The sequence below is a fragment of the Acuticoccus sp. MNP-M23 genome (assembly GCF_031195445.1).
Lineage (GTDB): Bacteria > Pseudomonadota > Alphaproteobacteria > Rhizobiales > Amorphaceae > Acuticoccus.
The window spans coordinates 3028456-3046274 of sequence record NZ_CP133480.1 but is presented as its reverse complement, the minus strand read 5'-3'; the positions used below and the strand labels follow the sequence as shown (position 1 = coordinate 3046274).

Below are 17819 nucleotides of genomic sequence, written 5' to 3'. Positions count from 1 at the left end.
CGATCATCGACGTTGCGGCTTGTATTGGGGACCATCGGACCCACCGAAGATCACGCGGCTCGGATTACGATCAAAACTCGACACTGCTGTCTCAATTGCTGACAAAGTACTACGTCCTTGGTTGAGCAATGCGCGCAGATCGTCAAGTCCACCCTGGCTGAAGCGGGACAAGCCACCTGCGATTCCGTCGGCGCGTGACGCAAATGATGCAGCAACCTCGCTGACGTTGGTTGCCGCGCCCGACACGTTCGTCACCAGCCCCTGCACCGGACCATCCAGCAGATTGCCGGCGCGGCTGACGATCCCGCTGATCTGGCTGGATGCCGCTTCAAGGTTGGCGCCGACCCGCTTGGCCTGGTCAAGGACCTGCTGGAGCGTGCCATCGCTGCCGCCCAGAGTGCCCAGCCCCGAAGCGAGGCCCTTGGCAGCGCCTGACACGTTGTCGATGGCAGCGCCGATCTCGCCGGCCCGTGAGCCGATGGCGGCGGCCACGCGGTCGGCGTTCTCCACCACGCTGTTGATCGCCTTGGTGTTGAGTGCAGCCACCGTGGCGCGGACCGCGTCCAGCGCGTTGCTGGCCTTGGAGATCACACCATCAATCTGCGGCCCGGCCGTGCCGAGGTTCTCAGCAAAGGTGCCCGCGCTGTCGATTGCGGCATTGATGGTCGCAATCTTGGCGGAGATGGCGCTCGTCACGCTTTCCACCTGGCGGGCGGCACTGCCCGCAGTCGCCAGCACGCTCTGGATGTCGCCGCGGGCAGCCTCCAGCGTGCCGGAGACACCGCGCACGTTGTCGATGATTGCGGTGATCGCCTCGGGGTCGATGGCGGACAGCGCCGCGCCGGCGTTGTCCAGCCCCGGCTTGAGGTTGGCCGTCAGCGACGGCAGCTCGGCGGCAAAGCTGCGGGCATCGGCCAGTGCCGCTTCCGCGCTGGTGAGACCGCGGGAGATGCCGTCCAGCTCGCCGCGCAGGCGGGCCGCAATCACGGCGGCATCGGCAGCCGCAACATCGGCGGAGGTGATGATACGCTCGATCTTCGGAGCCTGCGAGGCCAGCGTCGATGTGAGCTGCCGCACGTCCGTCACCATTGCCTCCACCTGGGTCGCGTCGATCGAGGACAGCACGGTGGCTATGTTCTCGATCCCCGGCTCAAGCTTCGTCGCCAGACCCGGCAGGGAGCCTGCGAAGGCCTGCGCCGAGCTGGCCGCCGACGTGATGCTGTCGATCGCCGCGGCAATCTGCGGCGCTTTCGGTGTCACGCTGGCGAGGATGCTGCTCGCATCGCGGGCCGCCGTCTGCGCGTCGGTGAGGATCGCGGTGATCCGGCTCGCCTCCCCTGCCAGCGTTTCGGCAAAGGTGGAGACGCTGGTGACGATCCCCTCCACGGCCGCAGGGTCGATGGACGACAGCACGGCCGACACATTCTCGATGCCGGGCTGGAGCTTGTCGGTCAGGCCCGGCAGCGACGCTGCAAAGGTGCTCGCCGAATTGGCGGCCGACGTGATGCTGTCGATCGCCGCGGCAATCTGCGGGGTTTTTGGCGAAACGCCGGCGAGGATGGTGCTCGCGTCGCGGGCCGCCGTCTGCGCGTCGGTGAGGATCGCGGTGATCCGGGTGCTTTCCCCCGCCAGCGTTTCGGCAAAGGTCCTGACGCTGGTGACGATCCCGTCCACGGCCGCAGGGTCGATGGACGATAGCACGGCCGACAAATTCTCGATGCCGGGCTGCAGCTTGTCGGTCAGGCCCGGCAGCGACGCTGCAAAGGTGCTCGCCGAATTGGCGGCTGACGTGATGCTGTCGATCGCCGCGGCAATCTCCGGGGTTTTTGGCGAAACGCCGGCGAGGATGGTGCTCGCGTCGCGGGCCGCCGTCTGCGCGTCGGTGAGGATCGCGGTGATCCGGCTCGTCTCCCCGGCCAGCGTTTCGGCAAACGTGGAGACGCTGGTGACGATCCCGTCCACCGCCTCAGGATCGATGGACGACAGCACGGCCGACACATTGTCGATGCCGGGCTGCAGCGAATCGGTGATGCCCGGCAGCGACGCGGCGAAGGTGCTTGCCGAATCAACCGTCTTCTCGGTGCCGTCGAGAATGGCGCCGATCTGCGGCATCCGCTGCGAAATGGCGCTGGCGACCGCCTCGATCCGCGTGGCAGCGCCCGATGCGCTGGTAAGCAGCGTCGAGATCGCCTCGCGCTGGCTGGCAAGCGCCGCGGCAAAGGATGCCGCATCCCGCTGGATGGCCTCGATCTGCGCAGGGTCGATGGCATCCATCGCCGCGCCAACCTTGCGAACGCCCGGCTCCACCGAAGCGACGAGCCCCGGCAGGCTGGCGGATGCCTCGCGCACATTGCGGGCGGAGGTGGTGGCATCGTCGATCATGGCGCGCAGCTTCGGCGCCTCTTCGGCAAGGGCGGTGGAGACGGTCCGCGCTGCTTCGGCGGTGGCGCGCACATCGCCGATGATGGCGGTGATTGCAGGTTCCTGCTGCGACAGGCCGGTGATGATCACCTGCGCGCGGGTGACGATATCGTCCACCCGAGCCGGGGTGACCACGGCGGCGGCCGCTGCCAGCTGTTGCAGCGCGGGCGCGGCATCGGCGGCAATGGTTTCGGCCTGACGCATGGCGGCTGCCGCACTGGCGGACGCCGCCTGTGCATTCTGGATGGTGCTGCCAATGGCACTTGCCTGCCCGGCCACCGTTTCGGCGACGGTGTTGACGCGTGCAATCAGCGTTTCGAGCGGCTGACGCTGGCCGGCCAGACCTTCGGCAAACGAAGACGCGTTGCGCACCAGCGCATCCACCGCGGCAGCGTCGACGGACGCCAGCACCGCGGACACGTTCTCGATGCCCGGCTGCAGCGTATCGGCCATCGCGGGGAGCTTTTCGGCAAAGGCGCGGGCCGACTGGGTGGCGCCAGAGGCATCGCTGATGATGCCGCGGATCTGCGGCAGATCTTCGGCAATGCCGGTGGCGAGGGTGTCGATGCTGCCGGCAGCCCCGCTCACCCGTGCAATCAGCGGCCCCACGTTGGGCGCTTCGGCGGAGAGTGCACCGGAGATGGTCCGCGCATCGCGCAGCGTGGCATTGAGCGCGGCGGTGTCGACGCTGGCGAGGATCGTCCCGGCCTGGTTCACCCGGTCGGAAAGGGACCGGACCAGTGCGGGGAACTCGGTGGTGCTTTCACGCAGGTTGGAGAGAATGACACGGCCATCGGTGAGCGAGGCGGTGATATCCTCGTCGCGCGACTGGATCAGCGCCGTGATCTTCTCGACGCCGGCTGCTGCCTCGGTTGCCGACGAGATGAAGCTGGAGATGGCAGGCATCTGTGCGGAGAAGCCGCTGGCAACCCGCTCGACGCCGGAGACGATCCCCTCCACGCGCGCAGGCGTCACCGCCGAAAGCGCCGTGCCGAACTGCTCGATGGCCGGGGCCGCGGCCTGGACCGCGTTGCGGGCATCGCCGATCAGGCCGCCGACGCCGTCAAGCGCGGTGCCGATCTCGCCTTCCCGCGCGGCCACGGTGCTGGCAACGGTCCGCACGTCTGCGGAAATGGCGGCGGCGTTCTCAAGCGTGGTGCCCAGCGCGTCGGCCTTCTCGGCGATGGCGCCGGTGGCGGTGCGCACGTTGGCGACAATCGCGCCGATGGCATCCTGATCGAGCGAGTTCATGACGCCGGACACGGACTGAACCGCGTCGCCCAGCGTGCCAGCCGTAGCGTCCAGCCTCGTGATCAAGCCGTTGACGTTGCCAACCACGGTGCGCGCTTCGGTCCCGATCTCGGGCAGCGCGCCGGAAAAGCTCTCCACGTTGGTCACGATGGTCTCGACGCGGGTCGGCTCGATGGCGCCGATCAGCGAGCTTGCCCTGTCGACCATCTGGGTGACCTTGGGGGCGGCTTCGGCAATCTGCCGGCCGGCGGATGCAATGTCGGTGATGAGGCCGGAAACCTGGGGCGCTGCCGCGTTCAGCGTCGACGTCATCGTGTTGACGTTCTCGACCACCTGGTCGAGCTGGCCGCGGTTCTGGGCGAGGAAGCTGTTCACTTCGCCCAGCGTGCTGTTGACCTGCCGCAGCACATTCTGCGCCGAATCCAGAACGTTGGTGAATGCGGACGTCTCGGCACGAATGGTCGGAATCTTCTCCGCGTCCGCCGTGATCAGGCTTTTGGACTTCTCCGACCCGCCGGTCAGCGAGATGTAGGCGATGCCCGTCAGCCCCTGAAAGCCGAGCTTTGCGACCGTGTCTTCCTTGATCGGCGTCGTGGGATTGACGCGGATGATCGCAATCACGTCGTCGCCGCCGCCGTCGGTGAAGCTGAGGTTGACCACTTCGCCCACCCGGATGCCGTTGAACAGCACTGCCCCGCCTGCCGACAGGCCGGTGGTGGGCTCGGGGAAGATGATGCGCACGCTCTGGGTCGCACCGGATTTTCCGGCACTGTAGAGCCAGTACAGCGAACCCATGATTGCGGCGAACACCACAACCACGAACACTCCGATGGCGACATAGTTGGCACGGGTTTCCATCGTACTGACCTAGCTTCCTTGCGGCATGCCGAGGCGCCGCTTGAACAGATACAAAGGGAGCAAGGGCCTCACGCCCCCGGAATGAAGCGCCGGCCGCGCTCCCCCCTGAAATATTCCTGCACCCACGGGTGATCGTAGTCCACGAGTTCGCTCACGGGCCCGGTCACAACGACGCGCTTCTCGGCAAGCACCGCCACGCGGTCGCACACGGTGTGGAGACTGTCGAGATCGTGGGTCACCATGTAGACGGTAAGCCCCAGAGTATCGCGGAGCTGTGCAAGCAGCGCGTCGAACTGTGCAGCGCCGATCGGGTCGAGACCAGAGGTCGGCTCGTCCACGAACAGAAGTTCGGGGTCGATGGAGAGAGCCCGCGCAAGGCCCGCCCGCTTGACCATGCCGCCCGAAAGTTCGGACGGGAACTTGTCGGCCGCCGTGCGAGGCAGGCCGACAATGTCGAGTTTGAAGAGGGCGAGTTCATCCATGAGCGTCTGGCTCATGTTGTGATACTCGCGCATGGGCACCTGGATGTTCTCGCGCACGGTGAGCGAGGAGAACAGCGCGCCCATCTGGAACAGCACGCCGCAGCGCCGGTCGACCAGCTGCCGCGCTGCGTCGTCGATCTCGTCAACGTCCTGGCCAAACATGCGGATGGTGCCGGCCCGCTTGGGAACGAGGCCCAAAATTGTGCGCATCAGCACCGACTTGCCGGTGCCCGACCCGCCGACAAAGCCGAGAATCTCGCCGCGCCGCACGTCAAGGTCGAGCCCCTTGAAGACGAGGAAGTCGCCGAACCCCACCGTGGCGTCGCGCACCTCGATGATGTTGTCGGGCGCCGCTCCCTTCGCGGCATCGTTGCCGATGACGGTATGATCGTGCGCCACACTCATATGCCGATGGCCCCGAAGAAGACTGCAAAGACCCCGTCCACCACAATGACGAGGAAGATCGACTTCACCACCGCGCTGGTGGTGTGGCGGCCGAGGCTTTCGGCGCTGCCGCCCACCTTCAGCCCCTCGCTGCAAGCGACGAGGCCGATGATCAGCGCCATGAACGGCGCCTTGGCGATGCCGATATAGAACTCGACCGGCGTCACCGCCTCGTTGAGCCGCTGGATGAAGAGGTCGGGCGTGATGCCGAGATAGGCCCATGAAATCAATGCAGCGCCCGTCAGCGCCGCAATGTCGGACAGGAAGGTCAGGAGCGGCAGGGCGATGATCAGCGCCATCATCCGCGGCACCACCAGCACTTCCACAGGGTCAAGGCCGATGACGTGGAGCGCGTCCACTTCTTCCTGCATCCGCATGGAGCCGATTTCCGCGGTAAACGCAGATCCCGACCGGCCTGCAACCAGAATTGCCGCCAAAATCACGCCCATCTCGCGCAGGATCAGCACGCCCGACAGGTCGACCACGAAAAGATCCGCCCCGAAGGAGCGCAGATACAGCCCGCCCTGCTGCGCGATGATGAGGCCGATCAGGAAGCTCATGAGCATCACGATCGGGACCGCCCCGCGGCAGGTCTGGTCGAAGTTGGCGAGGATGGATGTGATGCGCAGGTGACGAAAATGCGTACACGCCGTGACGAGGCGGAGGCCGAACACCCCCAGCATCGACAGCATCGCAATCATGTCCTGCTTTGCCGAAACCACGGATTGCCCGATGGACGCCAGCGCACGGACGACAGCATAGGGCCGCCGGGGGCGCAACACCGGATCACCGGCACGCGCCTCGATCTCCTTCAGGAGATAGGCGAGCTGATCGTCCACATTGTTCAGCGTCACACGGCGGCCGGCAAATTCCAGCCGGGCGCGCAGGCGGTGGATCAGCCAGGCGCCTGCGGAATCGATTTCGGAAACCCCGGCAAGGTCGAACGACACGGCCGCGGCCTCGCCGACCTGATTGTCGCGTGGCAGATGCTCGGCAATCTCGGCCGTGTTGATGGTCCACGCGCCGGCAAACGACAATCGCACGCCATCGCCGCGCCGCTCGGCGTCGACGGTGGGCATCGCTGCAGGGACGCGTGCATCCATAGAAGTCTCAGCTATTTCCGAAGTTCGGGCCCCGTCGGCAAAGGGCCTGTTGCCGGTCTCTCGTTGTGCAGCGCAACCGCGCGGTTCTGGCGGATACGCCCCGCGTCGGTTATGCCTTTTGTCTATACGCGTTCGTTGGCTCTTGTCGGCTCAAGTTTAAAAAACTGGCAGACACTTCCGAACAGCGCGTGAACAGTGCTGCAAAAACCTCACAGCGTGGACAGCTCGCCCATGGAAATTTCCCGCCCCTACCTCCTCTTTCTGGGTGATGTGCCCGATGCACTGGCCGCCAAGACCGGGCTTGGCATCGTCGACTGGCGGCGCGACTGGTGCGTTGGCCAATGGCGCCTGCCCGGCTGCAAGGCCGACGCGAAGCTGCCCGAGATGAATGCTGCCGAAGGGGCAGACGCCGGTGCAAAGACCATGATTGTCGGCGTCGTCAATGCCGGCGGCAAGCTGCCCGAGCACTGGATCTCCTCCATCGAGGACGCGCTCGCCGCCGGCATGGACGTTGCCGCAGGCCTCCACCAGCGGCTCGCCGACATTCCGCGCATTGCGGAAGCTGCCAAAAAGCACGGCCGAAAGCTCCTGGACGTGCGCCGCAGCACCGAAAATTTCGAGACCGGCAAGGGCACCAAGCGGCCGGGCCTGCGCCTCCTCACGGTGGGCACGGACTGTTCGGTCGGCAAGAAATACACCGCGCTGGCGCTGGAAGCCGGGATGCAGGCCGCAGGGCTCGACGCACGCTTCTGCGCCACGGGGCAGACCGGCGTGTTCATCTCCGGCCGGGGCGCTGCCATCGACGCCGTGGTCGCCGATTTCATCTCCGGCGCCGCCGAATGGCTCTCCCCCGCCACCGAGCCCGCAACTTGGCAGCTGGTGGAGGGCCAGGGCTCGTTGTTCCACCCCTCTTTCGCGGGGGTCTCCTTGGGGCTCCTCCATGGCGCACAGCCCGATGCGTTCGTCGTCTGCCACGAGCCGACGCGCACCAACATGCGGGGCGTTGCCCATCCGCTGCCCACCATTGCCGAGGTGATCGAAGCCACCATCGCCATGGGCAAGCTCACCAACCCCGCCATCCGCCCGGTGGGGATTGCGATCAACACCGCGGCGCTGGCCGAAACCGACGCGCTCGAAACACTGGAAGCAGCCGCCGCAAAGCACGACCTTCCCGCAACCGACCCGGTCCGCTTCGGCGTGGACCCGATCGTGAAGCGCATCATGACGGAGTTCCCTTCTTGAGACAGCTTACCGTTCGAGCCGAGACCTTCCCGATCCGCGGTTCGTTCCGCATCTCGCGGGAATCGCGGACCGAGGCAAAGGTCGTCGTCGCGGAAATCACCCACGGCGAGCTGCGCGGCCGCGGCGAGTGCGTGCCCTACCCCCGCTACCGGGAAAGCGTCGAGGGTGTCGTCGCCGACATCGAGGCGCAGGCGGATGCCATCGGCAACGGCATGTCTTCCGCAGAACTTCAGAGCGTGATGCCCGCCGGCGCTGCGCGGTGCGCGCTCGACTGCGCCCTCCTCGACTTCGAGTCCAAGCTGTCCGGCCAGTCCGTTGCGGACCGCTTCGGCATTCAGCTGGCGCCGGTGACCACCGCCTACACCATCTCGCTGGGCGAGCCGGATGCGATGGCCGAGGCGGCGGCGGCGTGCGGCCACAAATTCCTGAAGATCAAGCTCGGCCTCAGCCTTGGTGACGATGACCGCATCCGCGCGGTGCGCAACGCGGTGCCCGATGCGCTTCTGGTGGTGGACGCCAACGAGGGCTGGGGGGATTCTAACCTCCTGCGCAACATGTCGGCCTGCGCTGCTGCCGGCGTTGCGCTGGTGGAGCAGCCGCTGCCAGCGGTGCGTGACGGGGTGCTCGCCACCCTTTCGCACCCGGTGCCGATCTGCGCCGACGAGAGCGCCCACACCGCCGAGGGCATCGCCAAGCTGAAAGGCCGCTACGACGCGGTCAACGTGAAGCTCAACAAGGCCGGCGGCCTCACCGAGGCGCTGAAGATGGTGGAGACCGCGCGCGCGGCCGACCTCAAGGTGATGCTCGGCTGCATGCTGGGCACGTCGCTCGCCATGGCGCCCGCCGTGCTTGCCGCCCAGAACGTGGACTTCGTGGATCTCGACGGGCCGCTTCTCCTGGAGCGCGACCGTGACGAGGCGCTACATTACGAGGGTGCCCTGCTCCATCCGCCCGCCCGCGACCTCTGGGGCTGACGCATCACACCCAAAGCACGGCCACCGGCGGCCGTACCCGATAACAGGAACGAGAGACGTCGCCATGAGCGAGACCCCCGTCACCACCGAACGCGTCGGCCGGATCGGCCTCGTCGCCATCGACAATCCGCCCGTCAACGCCGCCTCCCACGCCGTCCGCGCAGGCATTGCGTCGGCCATCGACGCTCTGGCGGCTGACGACGGGGTCGACGCCATCGCGCTTTACGGCGTCGGCCGCACCTTCATCGCCGGGGCGGACATTCGCGAATTCGGCAAGCCGCCGCAGTCGCCGGGCCTCACGCAGGTGTGCAGCCACATCGAGGCGTGCGCCAAGCCGGTGGTGGCGCTGATCCACGGCACCACGCTGGGCGGCGGCCTTGAAATTGCCCTCGGCTGCCATGCGCGCGTAGCGCTGCCGGGGACGCAGGTCGGCTTTCCGGAGGTCACGCTCGGCCTCATTCCGGGCGCAGGCGGCACCCAGCGCGCCCCGCGCCTCACCGGCATCAAGGCAGCGCTCGACCTCATCACCAGCGGCAAGCGCATCGACGCCGACGCAGCGCTGACGCTTGGCCTCATCGACCGGTTGGGCGAAGGGCCGCCCCGCGAGGCTGCCATCAAGGCCGGAGAGGACATTGTGTCCGGCGCACTTCCCCATCGCCGCACAGGAGAGCTTGGCGTTGCCCCCGACGAAGCGGCGCTGGATGCCAAGACCGCAGAAATCGCCCGAAAACAGCCGAACCTGTTTGCGCCGGTCAGATGCGTGGAGGCCGTGGCAGCGTCCGCCCGCCTTCCCATCGCCGACGGGATCGCACTGGAGCGCACGCTGTTTGAAGCGTGCCTTGAAAGCCCGCAGCGCGCCGGTCTCGTCCATGCCTTCTTCGCCGAGCGCGCAGTCGCGAAGATCCCGGAGGCATCGGCGACACCGCGCCCCGTGGAGCGTATCGGCGTCATTGGTGGCGGCACGATGGGCTCCGGCATTGCCACGGCCTTCCTGCTGGCCGGCTACAGCGTGACCATGGTCGAGCGCGATGCCGACGGTCTGGCGCGCGGGCAGGCGACTGTCGAAAAGAACCTCGCCGGCGCGGTGAAGCGCGGCAAGCTCAGCGAAGCCCGGCTTGCCGACATCAACGCCGGTGCCTTCTCCGGCGCCACCACGGTCGATGCGCTGGCGGAGGCGGACCTCATCATCGAGGCCGCATTCGAGGACATGGCCGTCAAGCAGGACCTTTTCAGCCAGCTGGACAAGGCTGCCAAAAAAGGCGCGATCCTCGCCACCAACACCTCATACCTCGACGTGGATGCCATCGCGGCAATCACGTCCCGCCCCGCCGACGTGATCGGCCTGCATTTCTTCTCGCCCGCCCACGTCATGCGCCTTCTTGAGGTTGTGGTGGCGGACAAGACCGCGGCCGACGTGGTCGCCACAGGCTTTGCCGTTGCGAGAAAACTCGGCAAGGTGGCCGTGCGCGCTGGGGTCTGCGAGGGCTTCATCGGCAACCGCATCCTCTCCCACTACCGCAAGGCCGCCGAATATCTGGTGATGGACGGTGCCTCCCCCGCAGAGGTGGACCGCGCGCTGGAAGATTTCGGCTTTGCCATGGGGCCGCACGCAGTGTTCGACCTTGCCGGCCTCGACATTGCGTGGGCCGCCCGCAAGCGCCTTGCCGCCACCCGGCCGGCCGAGGAGCGTTATGCCGCCTATGCCGACAAGCTGTGCGAGGCCGGCCAGTTCGGCCGCAAGACAGGCCGCGGCTTCTACCTTTACGGCGAGGACGTGGACGGCCGCCCGCAAAACCCCGAGGCGCTCGCCTTCATCGAGGCAGAACGGGAAAAGGCCGGCATCACGCCGCGCACCTTCTCCGCCGAGGAAATCGTCCAGCGCTACCTCACCGCAATGATTGCCGAGGCGGCGCGCGTGGTGGAGGACGGCACGGCGCTCCGCCCCATCGACGTGGATGCAGTGCTGCTGTTCGGCTACGGCTTCCCCCGCTTCAGGGGCGGGCCGCTGTTTCTGGCAGACACCATCGGCGCTGCCCGGCTGGTTCGCCGGATGGAGGACTACGCGCAGGAGGACCCGTTCTACTGGCAGGTTCCGCCGCTTCTGCGCACCCTCGCCGAGGAGGACCGGACTTTCGCGAGCCTTAACGGCTAAGCCCGCAGCACCCACAAAATTCACTTTGTACTTGCATATCGGCACTCCCATACCTTAAGGCTGTTTAAACAACCTTAAGGGGAGTGTTAACTGCAATGCTGACGTTCACCGGCACCAACCTGCCCGAGCTCATCACCGGCGAAGATGGCGACGACACGCTGGACGGCGGCGGCGGCGAAGACACCATCATGGGCTACATCGGCAACGATGTGGTCTATGGCAACAGCGGTGACGATATCCTCTACGGAAACGACGGCAACGACCTGATCGACGGCGGAAACCGGATGGATTCCATCGTTGGCGGGTTCGGCCTCGACACGTTGACCGGCGGCCTCGGCCGGGACACGATCTATGGCGATATCGCGAACGGAACGCTGGGCGATGACGACGTCATCATGGGCGGCGCCGCGGTGGACAGCATTCTTGGCGGCGGTGGAGACGACACGATCTGCGGTGAGGATGGTATCGATCTCCTGTTCGGCGACGATGGCGACGATTCAATCTGTGGCGGTACCGGCAGCGACATCATCCAGGGCGATGACGGCGACGACCTGCTGTTCGGCGAGGATGGCAACGACGCCATCAGCGGCGGCGGCGGCTTCAACCTGATCGACTGCGGCCTCGGCGCCGACCGCGTGTTTGGCGGCGGCTTCGATGACACGGTCTACGGCCGGGACGGCAAGGACGATGTGCGCGGCTATGGCGGCGACGATCTCATCATCCTCGGCGCCCACAATGACAAGGCCGATGGCGGGACCGGCGACGACAGCATCGAGGGCGGCTCGGGTCTCGACCAGATCCACGGTGGCAACGGCAACGACACGCTGATCGCCGGCGACGGTCCGGATCTCTGCTTCGGTGACAATGGTGACGACAGCATAGTTGGCGGCGTCGGCGCCGATACGCTGTTCGGCCTTACCGACGACGACACCCTCATCGGCGGCCGCAGTTCGGACATTCTGAACGGCAATTCGGGCAACGATTCCCTGTCTGGCGATCAGGCCGCCGACTCGCTGCGCGGCGAATGGGGCAACGATACCCTGGACGGCGGCAGGGGCAACGACACCCTGCGCGGGGATGCCAACGCAGACCTCCTCATCGGCGGCGCCGGCCACGACCTCATGTTTGGCGGCACCGACAACGATACCCTCGACGGCGGCCGGCACAACGACACCCTCGACGGCGAGAGCGGCGACGATCTTCTCCTCGGCGGAGCCAATACGGATGTCCTGAATGGCGGTCTGGGCAACGACACGCTGGAGGGCGGCACCGGTCGCGACGATCTCCTCACCGGCGGCACTGGCGCGGACCATTTCGTGTTCGGCCTGTCCCATGGCGCGTTTGACCGGATCACCGATTTCGAGCGTGGTATCGACAAGATCGACCTCACCGGGATCGGCACCGACTTTGCCGCGCTTCGCATCGTCACCGACGGGGCAGAGAGCGCAAAGCTCGTCACCGGCGAGGGCAACATCATTGTCGCAGGCGTTGGCACCGACGAACTCGCCGCATCCGATTTTCTGTTCTGAGCAAGTCTGACGTTCAACCCGCCCCGGCAGCGTCCGCGCCGCCTTCGGCATAAAGCGGCACGGCCTTGCCCAGTTCGGCGGCGCGCTCGGGGTTTGAGGCGTTGCCTTCCAGCCCGCGTTTCTTCACGCCCTGCAAAATCGCCGCCATGCGGAAGAAGCAGAAGGCCAGATGGAAGCCGAGGTCGGGCATGGTTTCAATACCGGCATCGGCGCAGTACGCGGCAACGAAATCCGCGTCGGATACAAGCCCCCCTGCCGCCCGGTCGACCCCCGCAAGGCCCCGGCCCTGCCGGCCCGGCGGCAGGCGCCACTGCATCAACAGCGCGGCAAGGTCAGCAAAGGGGTGGCCGATGGTGGACAGCTCCCAGTCGAGCACCGCCACGCAGTTCGTGCCGCCTGGCGCAAAGAGCAGGTTGTCGAGCCGGTAGTCGCCGTGGACGAGGCTGATGCGGCCATCATCCGGCGGCATATGCGCGGGCAGCCAGTGGATCAGCGCTTCCATGGCATCAATGGTCTCGGTTTCGCTGGCCCGGTATTGGCGGGTCCACCGCTCGATCTGGCGGGCATAATAATTGCCGGGCCGGCCATAGTCTCCAAGGCCGGCAGCGTCGATGTCGACCTTGTGGATTGCGGCGAGCACCCGCGCCATTTCCAGCCCGATGGCACCGCGTGCCTGCGGCGACAGTCCGGGCAGGCGCGGGTCGTCATGCGTCACACCGTCCACATGCGCCATCACGTAGAACGCCGTGCCGATGACCGCTTCGTCCTCGCAAAGCGCAATCATCCGCGGCACCGGCACCCCGCGCCCCGCCAGCGCCTGCTGAACCCGGAACTCGCGCTCCACCGCATGGGCGGACTTCAACAACGGCCCCGGCGGCTTGCGGCGAAGAACAAGCCGGCGCCCCCCGGCATCGATGCGGAAGGTGGGGTTGGACTGCCCGTCGGCAAATTTCTCCGCCGTCAGCGGACCGCCAAGGTCCGGCATCACGGTCCGCAGCCAGCGCGCGACCGCGTCCAGATCGAGCGCTTGCCCAGCACTCATGACGGGCCGTCTGCGGCAAGACGTCGGGCCATCACGGCAATCAGCCCATCGGCGCCCCTGGCCAAGGCCTTGCGGACGGGCCCCTTCCAGCGCTCGCCGATCTCGATGTCGCGCATCAGCCGCGTGTTGGTCCGGTGGACGATCTGGTTCACCGCGAATGGCGCCGCCACTGCCGCAATGCGCAGGTTCCAAAGCGGGGCCTGCAACCCCTCCATCACAGCACCTCGAAGAGCCCGGCGGCTCCCATGCCCCCGCCAACGCACATGGTAACCACAACCCATCGCACACCGCGCCGCCTCCCCTCCAAAAGCGCATGACCCACCATCCTCGCCCCCGACATGCCATAGGGATGGCCGACCGCAATGGCCCCGCCGCTGACATTGAGCCGCTCGTCGGGGATGCCGAGCTGGTCGCGGCAGGCCAGCACCTGCACTGCAAACGCCTCGTTCAGTTCCCAGAGCCCCACATCGGCGACCGAAAGGCCGTGCTGCGCCAGAAGCCGGGGGACAGCGTGGACCGGCCCCAGCCCCATGGTCTCCGGCGCGCAACCGGCAACCGCCATGCCTGCAAACCGGCCGAGCGGCGCAAGCCCCCGCCGGGCCGCCTCCCCCGCTTCCATCAGCACCGATGCGGCCGCGCCGTCGGAAAGCTGGCTGGCGTTGCCGGCGGTGATGAAATGACCGGTTTTGATGGTCATGCCGCCGGAAAACACCGGCTTCAGCGCGGCAAGGCCCTCAAGGGTGGTCTGCGGCCGGTTGCCCTCGTCCGCGTCCAGCGTGATTTCGCGGGCGGACACCTCCCCCGTGGCACGATCCGTCACCTGCATGGTGGTGGTGAGTGGCACGATCTCGGCATCGAAACGGCCGGCCGCCTGCGCATCCGCCGTGCGCTGCTGGGACCAGAGCGCGTAAGCATCCTGTGCCTGACGGGAGATGCCGGTGCGTTCGGCCACCACTTCGGCGGTTTCCAGCATCGACAGGTAGAAGGCCGGGCAGTGCGCCGTCACCACCGGGTCGCGGTCGCGAAAGGTGTTGCGATGGGCGTTCTGGGTCAGGCTGATGGATTCCAGCCCACCGCCCACGGCAATTGCCATCCCGTCGTGCACGATCTGCCGGGCTGCGATGGCAATGGCCATGAGGCCGGACGCGCACTGCCGGTCCACCGACATGCCGGCCACCGTGTCCGGCAATCCTGCGGCAATCGCCACCTGACGGCCGACATTGTAGCTGGTCGACCCCTCCTGGATGGCCGCGCCGATGATGCAGTCCTCAACCTCGGCAGGGTCCACACCGGCGCGGCGCACAGCGTGGGCAACGGCGTGCCCCCCCAGCGTCTGCGCCTGCGTGTCGTTGAAGGCGCCGCGAAAGGCCTTGCCGATCGGCGTGCGCGCCGTTGCAACAATCAATGCTTCGCGCATCAGCGTGGCTCCGGTTCGGTCGTCATGAGGCGGATCTGCCAGCGCGCCACAAGGGCGGGGCGCGCGGCGCCCTCAAGCTCCATGGTCACATCGAGGGCAAGGGTCACGTGGCCGGCCCCCGGCATCCGCTCGGCCAGCACGAACACGCCGCGCAGCCGCGATCCGGCAGGCACCGGCGATACGAAGCGCACCCGATCGAAGCCGTAATTGATGCTGAAATCGTCACCGTCGCCGAAGCCGAGCGCATCATACGCCATGGCCGAGAGCATCCCGAGGGTAAGAAAACCATGGGCGATCTGCCCGCCGAAGGGAGATTGCGCCGCGCGTTCGGCGTCCAGATGAATCCACTGCCGGTCCTCGGTCACCTCGGCAAAGGCTTCGATGCGGGCTCTATCCATGGCGAACCAGCGCGAAACGTGCCGGTCGCCCACCGCAAGGCCGGCAATCATGCGCCCGCTGCCCTGAAGATCGGCGGCCCGGTTTCCACGTTGATGCCGCCGGATACCGGCAGGATGGCGCCGGTCACGTAGCTGCCGCCGCGGCCGCAAAGGTAAAGCAGTGCCGCCGCAATATCGTCAGGCGCGCCAACGCGGCCCAGCGGCACCTGCGCGCCCACCTTGGCGCGGGTGGCTTCGTCGCCGGTGGCAAACGCCGTCATCTTCGATACGAACGGGCCCGGTGCCAGCGCGTTGACGGTGATGTGCCGCGCAGCAAGCTCCTTGGCGAGGATGCGTGTGAGATGATGGACGGCGGCCTTGGAGGCGGCATAGCTGTAGGCGCCATCGCCCAGCGCTGTTTCGCCCATCACCGAGCCGATGTTGACGACACGCGCCGGGTCCGCAGCGCTCGCCGCGTTTTCGAGCGCCGGCAAAAGCGCCTGCGTCAGCGAAAAAAGCCCCGCAACGTTGAGGCTCATAACCTTGTCCCAGGCCTCGTGCGGGAAGGCGCCGAGCGGCGCCCCCCAGCTTCGCCCCGCATTGTTGACCAGAATGTCGAGCGCAGGGGCGCGCGCCTGCACCTCGGCTGAAAGCGCGGCAACGCCGTCTGCGGTGGAAACATCGCCGGCAAAGCCTTCCGCCGTGCCCGGCCCTTCGGCAGAGAGCTCTGCCGCAGCTTCGGCGCACGCCTCACCGTTGCGGCTTGCGATGAGCACCCGCGCACCGCCATGAACAAGGCCGGCGGCGGCCATGGCGCCAACCCCGGTTGCCCCGCCTGTGACCAGCGCGGTCTTTCCCGTCACGTCGAACAAAGCTAACACCATCGCCTACACCGTTTCCACGCCGGGCAGCACATGACCCGCAAATTGCTGCCGGAGCGTACGCTTGGAGACCTTGCCCGTTGCCGTCAGCGGCAAAGCCTCCACAAAGACCACATCGTCCGGCAACTGCCACCTGGCAAAATGCGGGGCCAGCCAGTCCAGAATGTCACTCGCGGACGGCTCGTCCGCGACGGGCACGACAATCAGAAGCGGCCGCTCGTCCCACCTTGGGTGCGGCACCGCAACGACCGCGCAGACCTTGATGGCGGGATGAGACATGGCCGCGTTTTCAAGGTCGATGGACGAAATCCACTCCCCGCCGGACTTGATCATGTCCTTGGTGCGGTCGGAGATGGCGAGGAAGCCCTCGGGGTCGATGGAGGCCAGATCGCCGGTGGGGAACCAGCCCTCTGCGTCCAGCTGGCAGGTGCCGGGCTCGGCCCGGTAGTAGTCACGCACCACCGCGTTGCCGCGGGTGTAGAGCGCGCCCACGGCAGTCCCGTCGTGCGGCAGGCGGTTGCCGGCTTCGTCGACAATCTTCAGCTCCACGCCGAACAGGCGGCGGCCCTGCTTGGCCTTGCGGACAAGCTGCGCCTCGCGCTCCGCATCGGTGCGCGGCGGGCGCTGGTTGCTCTGGGTGCCCACGGGGCTCATCTCGGTCATGCCCCAGGCGTGGCAGACGTTGACGCCGAGCGCCTCGAACCGCGCCGTCATGGCAGGGGGCGCTGCTGATCCGCCGACGGTGATATCGCCCAGCCTTGCCGGTATCCGTCCCTGCCGCTCAATCTCGGCCAGAAGTCCAAGCCAGATGGTGGGAACGCCCCAGGCCGAATAGACCCCCTCGCGATCCATCAGGCGAAAGAGGCTTGCCCCGTCGAGCGCCGCGCCCGGCATCACCAGCGACGCGCCGGTGAGCGGCGCCGCGTAAGGCAGCCCCCATGCGTTGACGTGGAAGAGCGGCACCGCCGGCAGCACCTTGCGCCCTTCGCGCAGCGCATCGCGCATGGCATTGGAGACGCTGAGCGCATGGAGGACAGTGGAGCGGTGGGTGTAGAGCGCGCCCTTGGGCCTGCCCGTCGTGCCTGAGGTGTAGCAGAGCCCGGCAGCAGTGTTTTCGGGCAGCAGCGGCCAGTCGAACGCATCCGGCCGGCCGGTCAGAAGGTCTTCGAACGCCTCCGCCTCGCCGGGACAGTCGGCAGCGGCGCACAGCGCGACGATGGGAGCTTGGCTGCTCGCTTTCTCCAGTATGTCACGCGCCAGCGGCACCAGCGCAGGGTCCGCAAACACCGCCCTGTCCTCGGCGTGGCTGACGATGTACGCGATCTCGTCCGGCGCAAGGCGCGGGTTGATGGTGTGGCAGACCGCTCCGATGCCGGAGATCGCGTAATAAAGCTCGAAGTGCCGCGCACTGTTGAAGGCGAGCGTTGCAACCCGGTCGCCCTCGCCGATCCCCATCGCCTTCAGCCCGTGAGCCAGCCTTGCGACCCGGCCGAACACCGCATCGTAGCGGATCCGGTCCGGCGTGCCGTCCGCATTTGCCGAAACGATCTCGGCATTACCGAACGTGTCCGCGCCGTACGCCAGAATGTCGATGATCCTGAGCGGGCGATCCATCATCAGCCCAAGCATGGCGTTTTCTCCCGGCA

The 17819-nt window shown here is 67.0% G+C and carries 13 protein-coding genes; 4 read left to right on the top strand and 9 right to left on the bottom strand.

All coding sequences use genetic code 11. The features are described 5' to 3' along the window. Positions 1–3 precede the first annotated feature (3 nt). The 3 genes from RDV64_RS14080 to RDV64_RS14070 form a co-directional block, all read right to left on the bottom strand. Complete coding sequence (locus RDV64_RS14080; RefSeq protein WP_309195551.1) at positions 4–4530, bottom strand: MlaD family protein; 4527 nt, start codon at positions 4528–4530, stop codon at positions 4–6. Positions 4531–4598: 68 nt separating this feature from the next. Then, entirely contained in the window at positions 4599–5417 is an 819-nt protein-coding gene (locus RDV64_RS14075) for an ABC transporter ATP-binding protein (RefSeq protein ID WP_309195550.1), read from the bottom strand. Beyond that, entirely contained in the window at positions 5414–6559 is a 1146-nt protein-coding gene (locus RDV64_RS14070; protein WP_309195549.1) for an ABC transporter permease, read from the bottom strand. Before RDV64_RS14070 ends, RDV64_RS14075 begins: the two co-directional genes overlap by 4 nt. 231 nt (positions 6560–6790) lie before the next feature. On the opposite strand from RDV64_RS14070, the gene dgcN reads away from it, so the two are divergent. From dgcN to RDV64_RS14050, 4 genes are all read left to right on the top strand, one after another. Beyond that, entirely contained in the window at positions 6791–7801 is a 1011-nt protein-coding gene (gene dgcN / locus RDV64_RS14065) for an N-acetyltransferase DgcN (RefSeq protein WP_309195548.1), read from the top strand. Then, on the top strand, positions 7798–8775 hold the full coding sequence (gene dgcA, locus RDV64_RS14060; protein WP_309195547.1) for an N-acetyl-D-Glu racemase DgcA: 978 nt from the start codon (positions 7798–7800) through the stop codon (positions 8773–8775). The genes dgcN and dgcA overlap by 4 nt, the downstream gene beginning before the upstream one ends. Before the next feature lie 64 nt (positions 8776–8839). Next, positions 8840–10927 (top strand): 3-hydroxyacyl-CoA dehydrogenase NAD-binding domain-containing protein, encoded by a 2088-nt coding sequence (locus RDV64_RS14055; RefSeq protein ID WP_309195546.1) that lies wholly within the window; start codon positions 8840–8842, stop codon positions 10925–10927. A gap of 95 nt (positions 10928–11022) precedes the next feature. Beyond that, positions 11023–12456, top strand: a complete 1434-nt coding sequence (locus RDV64_RS14050) for a calcium-binding protein (protein ID WP_309195545.1) — start codon at positions 11023–11025, stop codon at positions 12454–12456. 13 nt (positions 12457–12469) lie between these two features. On the opposite strand, the gene RDV64_RS14045 is transcribed toward RDV64_RS14050, so the two are convergent. Genes RDV64_RS14045 through RDV64_RS14020 form a run of 6 tightly spaced genes read right to left on the bottom strand, consistent with a single transcriptional unit; the run spans position 12470 to position 17802 of the window. Then, entirely contained in the window at positions 12470–13498 is a 1029-nt protein-coding gene (locus RDV64_RS14045) for a phosphotransferase family protein (protein ID WP_309195544.1), read from the bottom strand. After that, entirely contained in the window at positions 13495–13713 is a 219-nt protein-coding gene (locus tag RDV64_RS14040) for a hypothetical protein (RefSeq protein ID WP_309195543.1), read from the bottom strand. Before RDV64_RS14040 ends, RDV64_RS14045 begins: the two co-directional genes overlap by 4 nt. After that, positions 13713–14915 carry an acetyl-CoA C-acyltransferase gene (locus RDV64_RS14035; RefSeq protein ID WP_309195542.1) on the bottom strand — a complete coding sequence of 401 codons (1203 nt, stop codon included), beginning with the start codon at positions 14913–14915 and terminating at the stop codon, positions 13713–13715. Before RDV64_RS14035 ends, RDV64_RS14040 begins: the two co-directional genes overlap by 1 nt. After that, entirely contained in the window at positions 14915–15364 is a 450-nt protein-coding gene (locus tag RDV64_RS14030) for a MaoC family dehydratase (protein WP_309195541.1), read from the bottom strand. Before RDV64_RS14030 ends, RDV64_RS14035 begins: the two co-directional genes overlap by 1 nt. Beyond that, positions 15361–16176 carry an SDR family oxidoreductase gene (locus tag RDV64_RS14025; protein ID WP_309195540.1) on the bottom strand — a complete coding sequence of 272 codons (816 nt, stop codon included), beginning with the start codon at positions 16174–16176 and terminating at the stop codon, positions 15361–15363. The genes RDV64_RS14030 and RDV64_RS14025 overlap by 4 nt, the downstream gene beginning before the upstream one ends. A gap of 3 nt (positions 16177–16179) precedes the next feature. After that, positions 16180–17802, bottom strand: a complete 1623-nt coding sequence (locus tag RDV64_RS14020; protein ID WP_309195539.1) for a long-chain fatty acid--CoA ligase — start codon at positions 17800–17802, stop codon at positions 16180–16182. Positions 17803–17819 lie beyond the last annotated feature (17 nt).

Excerpts from the sequence above, each read along its gene's own strand:
- RDV64_RS14080 (WP_309195551.1), bottom strand. The coding sequence starts at position 4,530 with ATGGAAACCCGTGCCAACTATGTCGCCATCGGAGTGTTCGTGGTTGTG.
- RDV64_RS14075 (WP_309195550.1), bottom strand. The coding sequence starts at position 5,417 with ATGAGTGTGGCGCACGATCATACCGTCATCGGCAACGATGCCGCGAAG.
- RDV64_RS14070 (WP_309195549.1), bottom strand. The coding sequence starts at position 6,559 with ATGGATGCACGCGTCCCTGCAGCGATGCCCACCGTCGACGCCGAGCGG.
- dgcN (WP_309195548.1), top strand. The coding sequence starts at position 6,791 with ATGGAAATTTCCCGCCCCTACCTCCTCTTTCTGGGTGATGTGCCCGAT.
- RDV64_RS14055 (WP_309195546.1), top strand. The coding sequence starts at position 8,840 with ATGAGCGAGACCCCCGTCACCACCGAACGCGTCGGCCGGATCGGCCTC.
- RDV64_RS14050 (WP_309195545.1), top strand. The coding sequence starts at position 11,023 with ATGCTGACGTTCACCGGCACCAACCTGCCCGAGCTCATCACCGGCGAA.
- RDV64_RS14045 (WP_309195544.1), bottom strand. The coding sequence starts at position 13,498 with ATGAGTGCTGGGCAAGCGCTCGATCTGGACGCGGTCGCGCGCTGGCTG.
- RDV64_RS14040 (WP_309195543.1), bottom strand. The coding sequence starts at position 13,713 with ATGGAGGGGTTGCAGGCCCCGCTTTGGAACCTGCGCATTGCGGCAGTG.
- RDV64_RS14035 (WP_309195542.1), bottom strand. The coding sequence starts at position 14,915 with ATGCGCGAAGCATTGATTGTTGCAACGGCGCGCACGCCGATCGGCAAG.
- RDV64_RS14030 (WP_309195541.1), bottom strand. The coding sequence starts at position 15,364 with ATGATTGCCGGCCTTGCGGTGGGCGACCGGCACGTTTCGCGCTGGTTC.
- RDV64_RS14025 (WP_309195540.1), bottom strand. The coding sequence starts at position 16,176 with ATGGTGTTAGCTTTGTTCGACGTGACGGGAAAGACCGCGCTGGTCACA.
- RDV64_RS14020 (WP_309195539.1), bottom strand. The coding sequence starts at position 17,802 with ATGCTTGGGCTGATGATGGATCGCCCGCTCAGGATCATCGACATTCTG.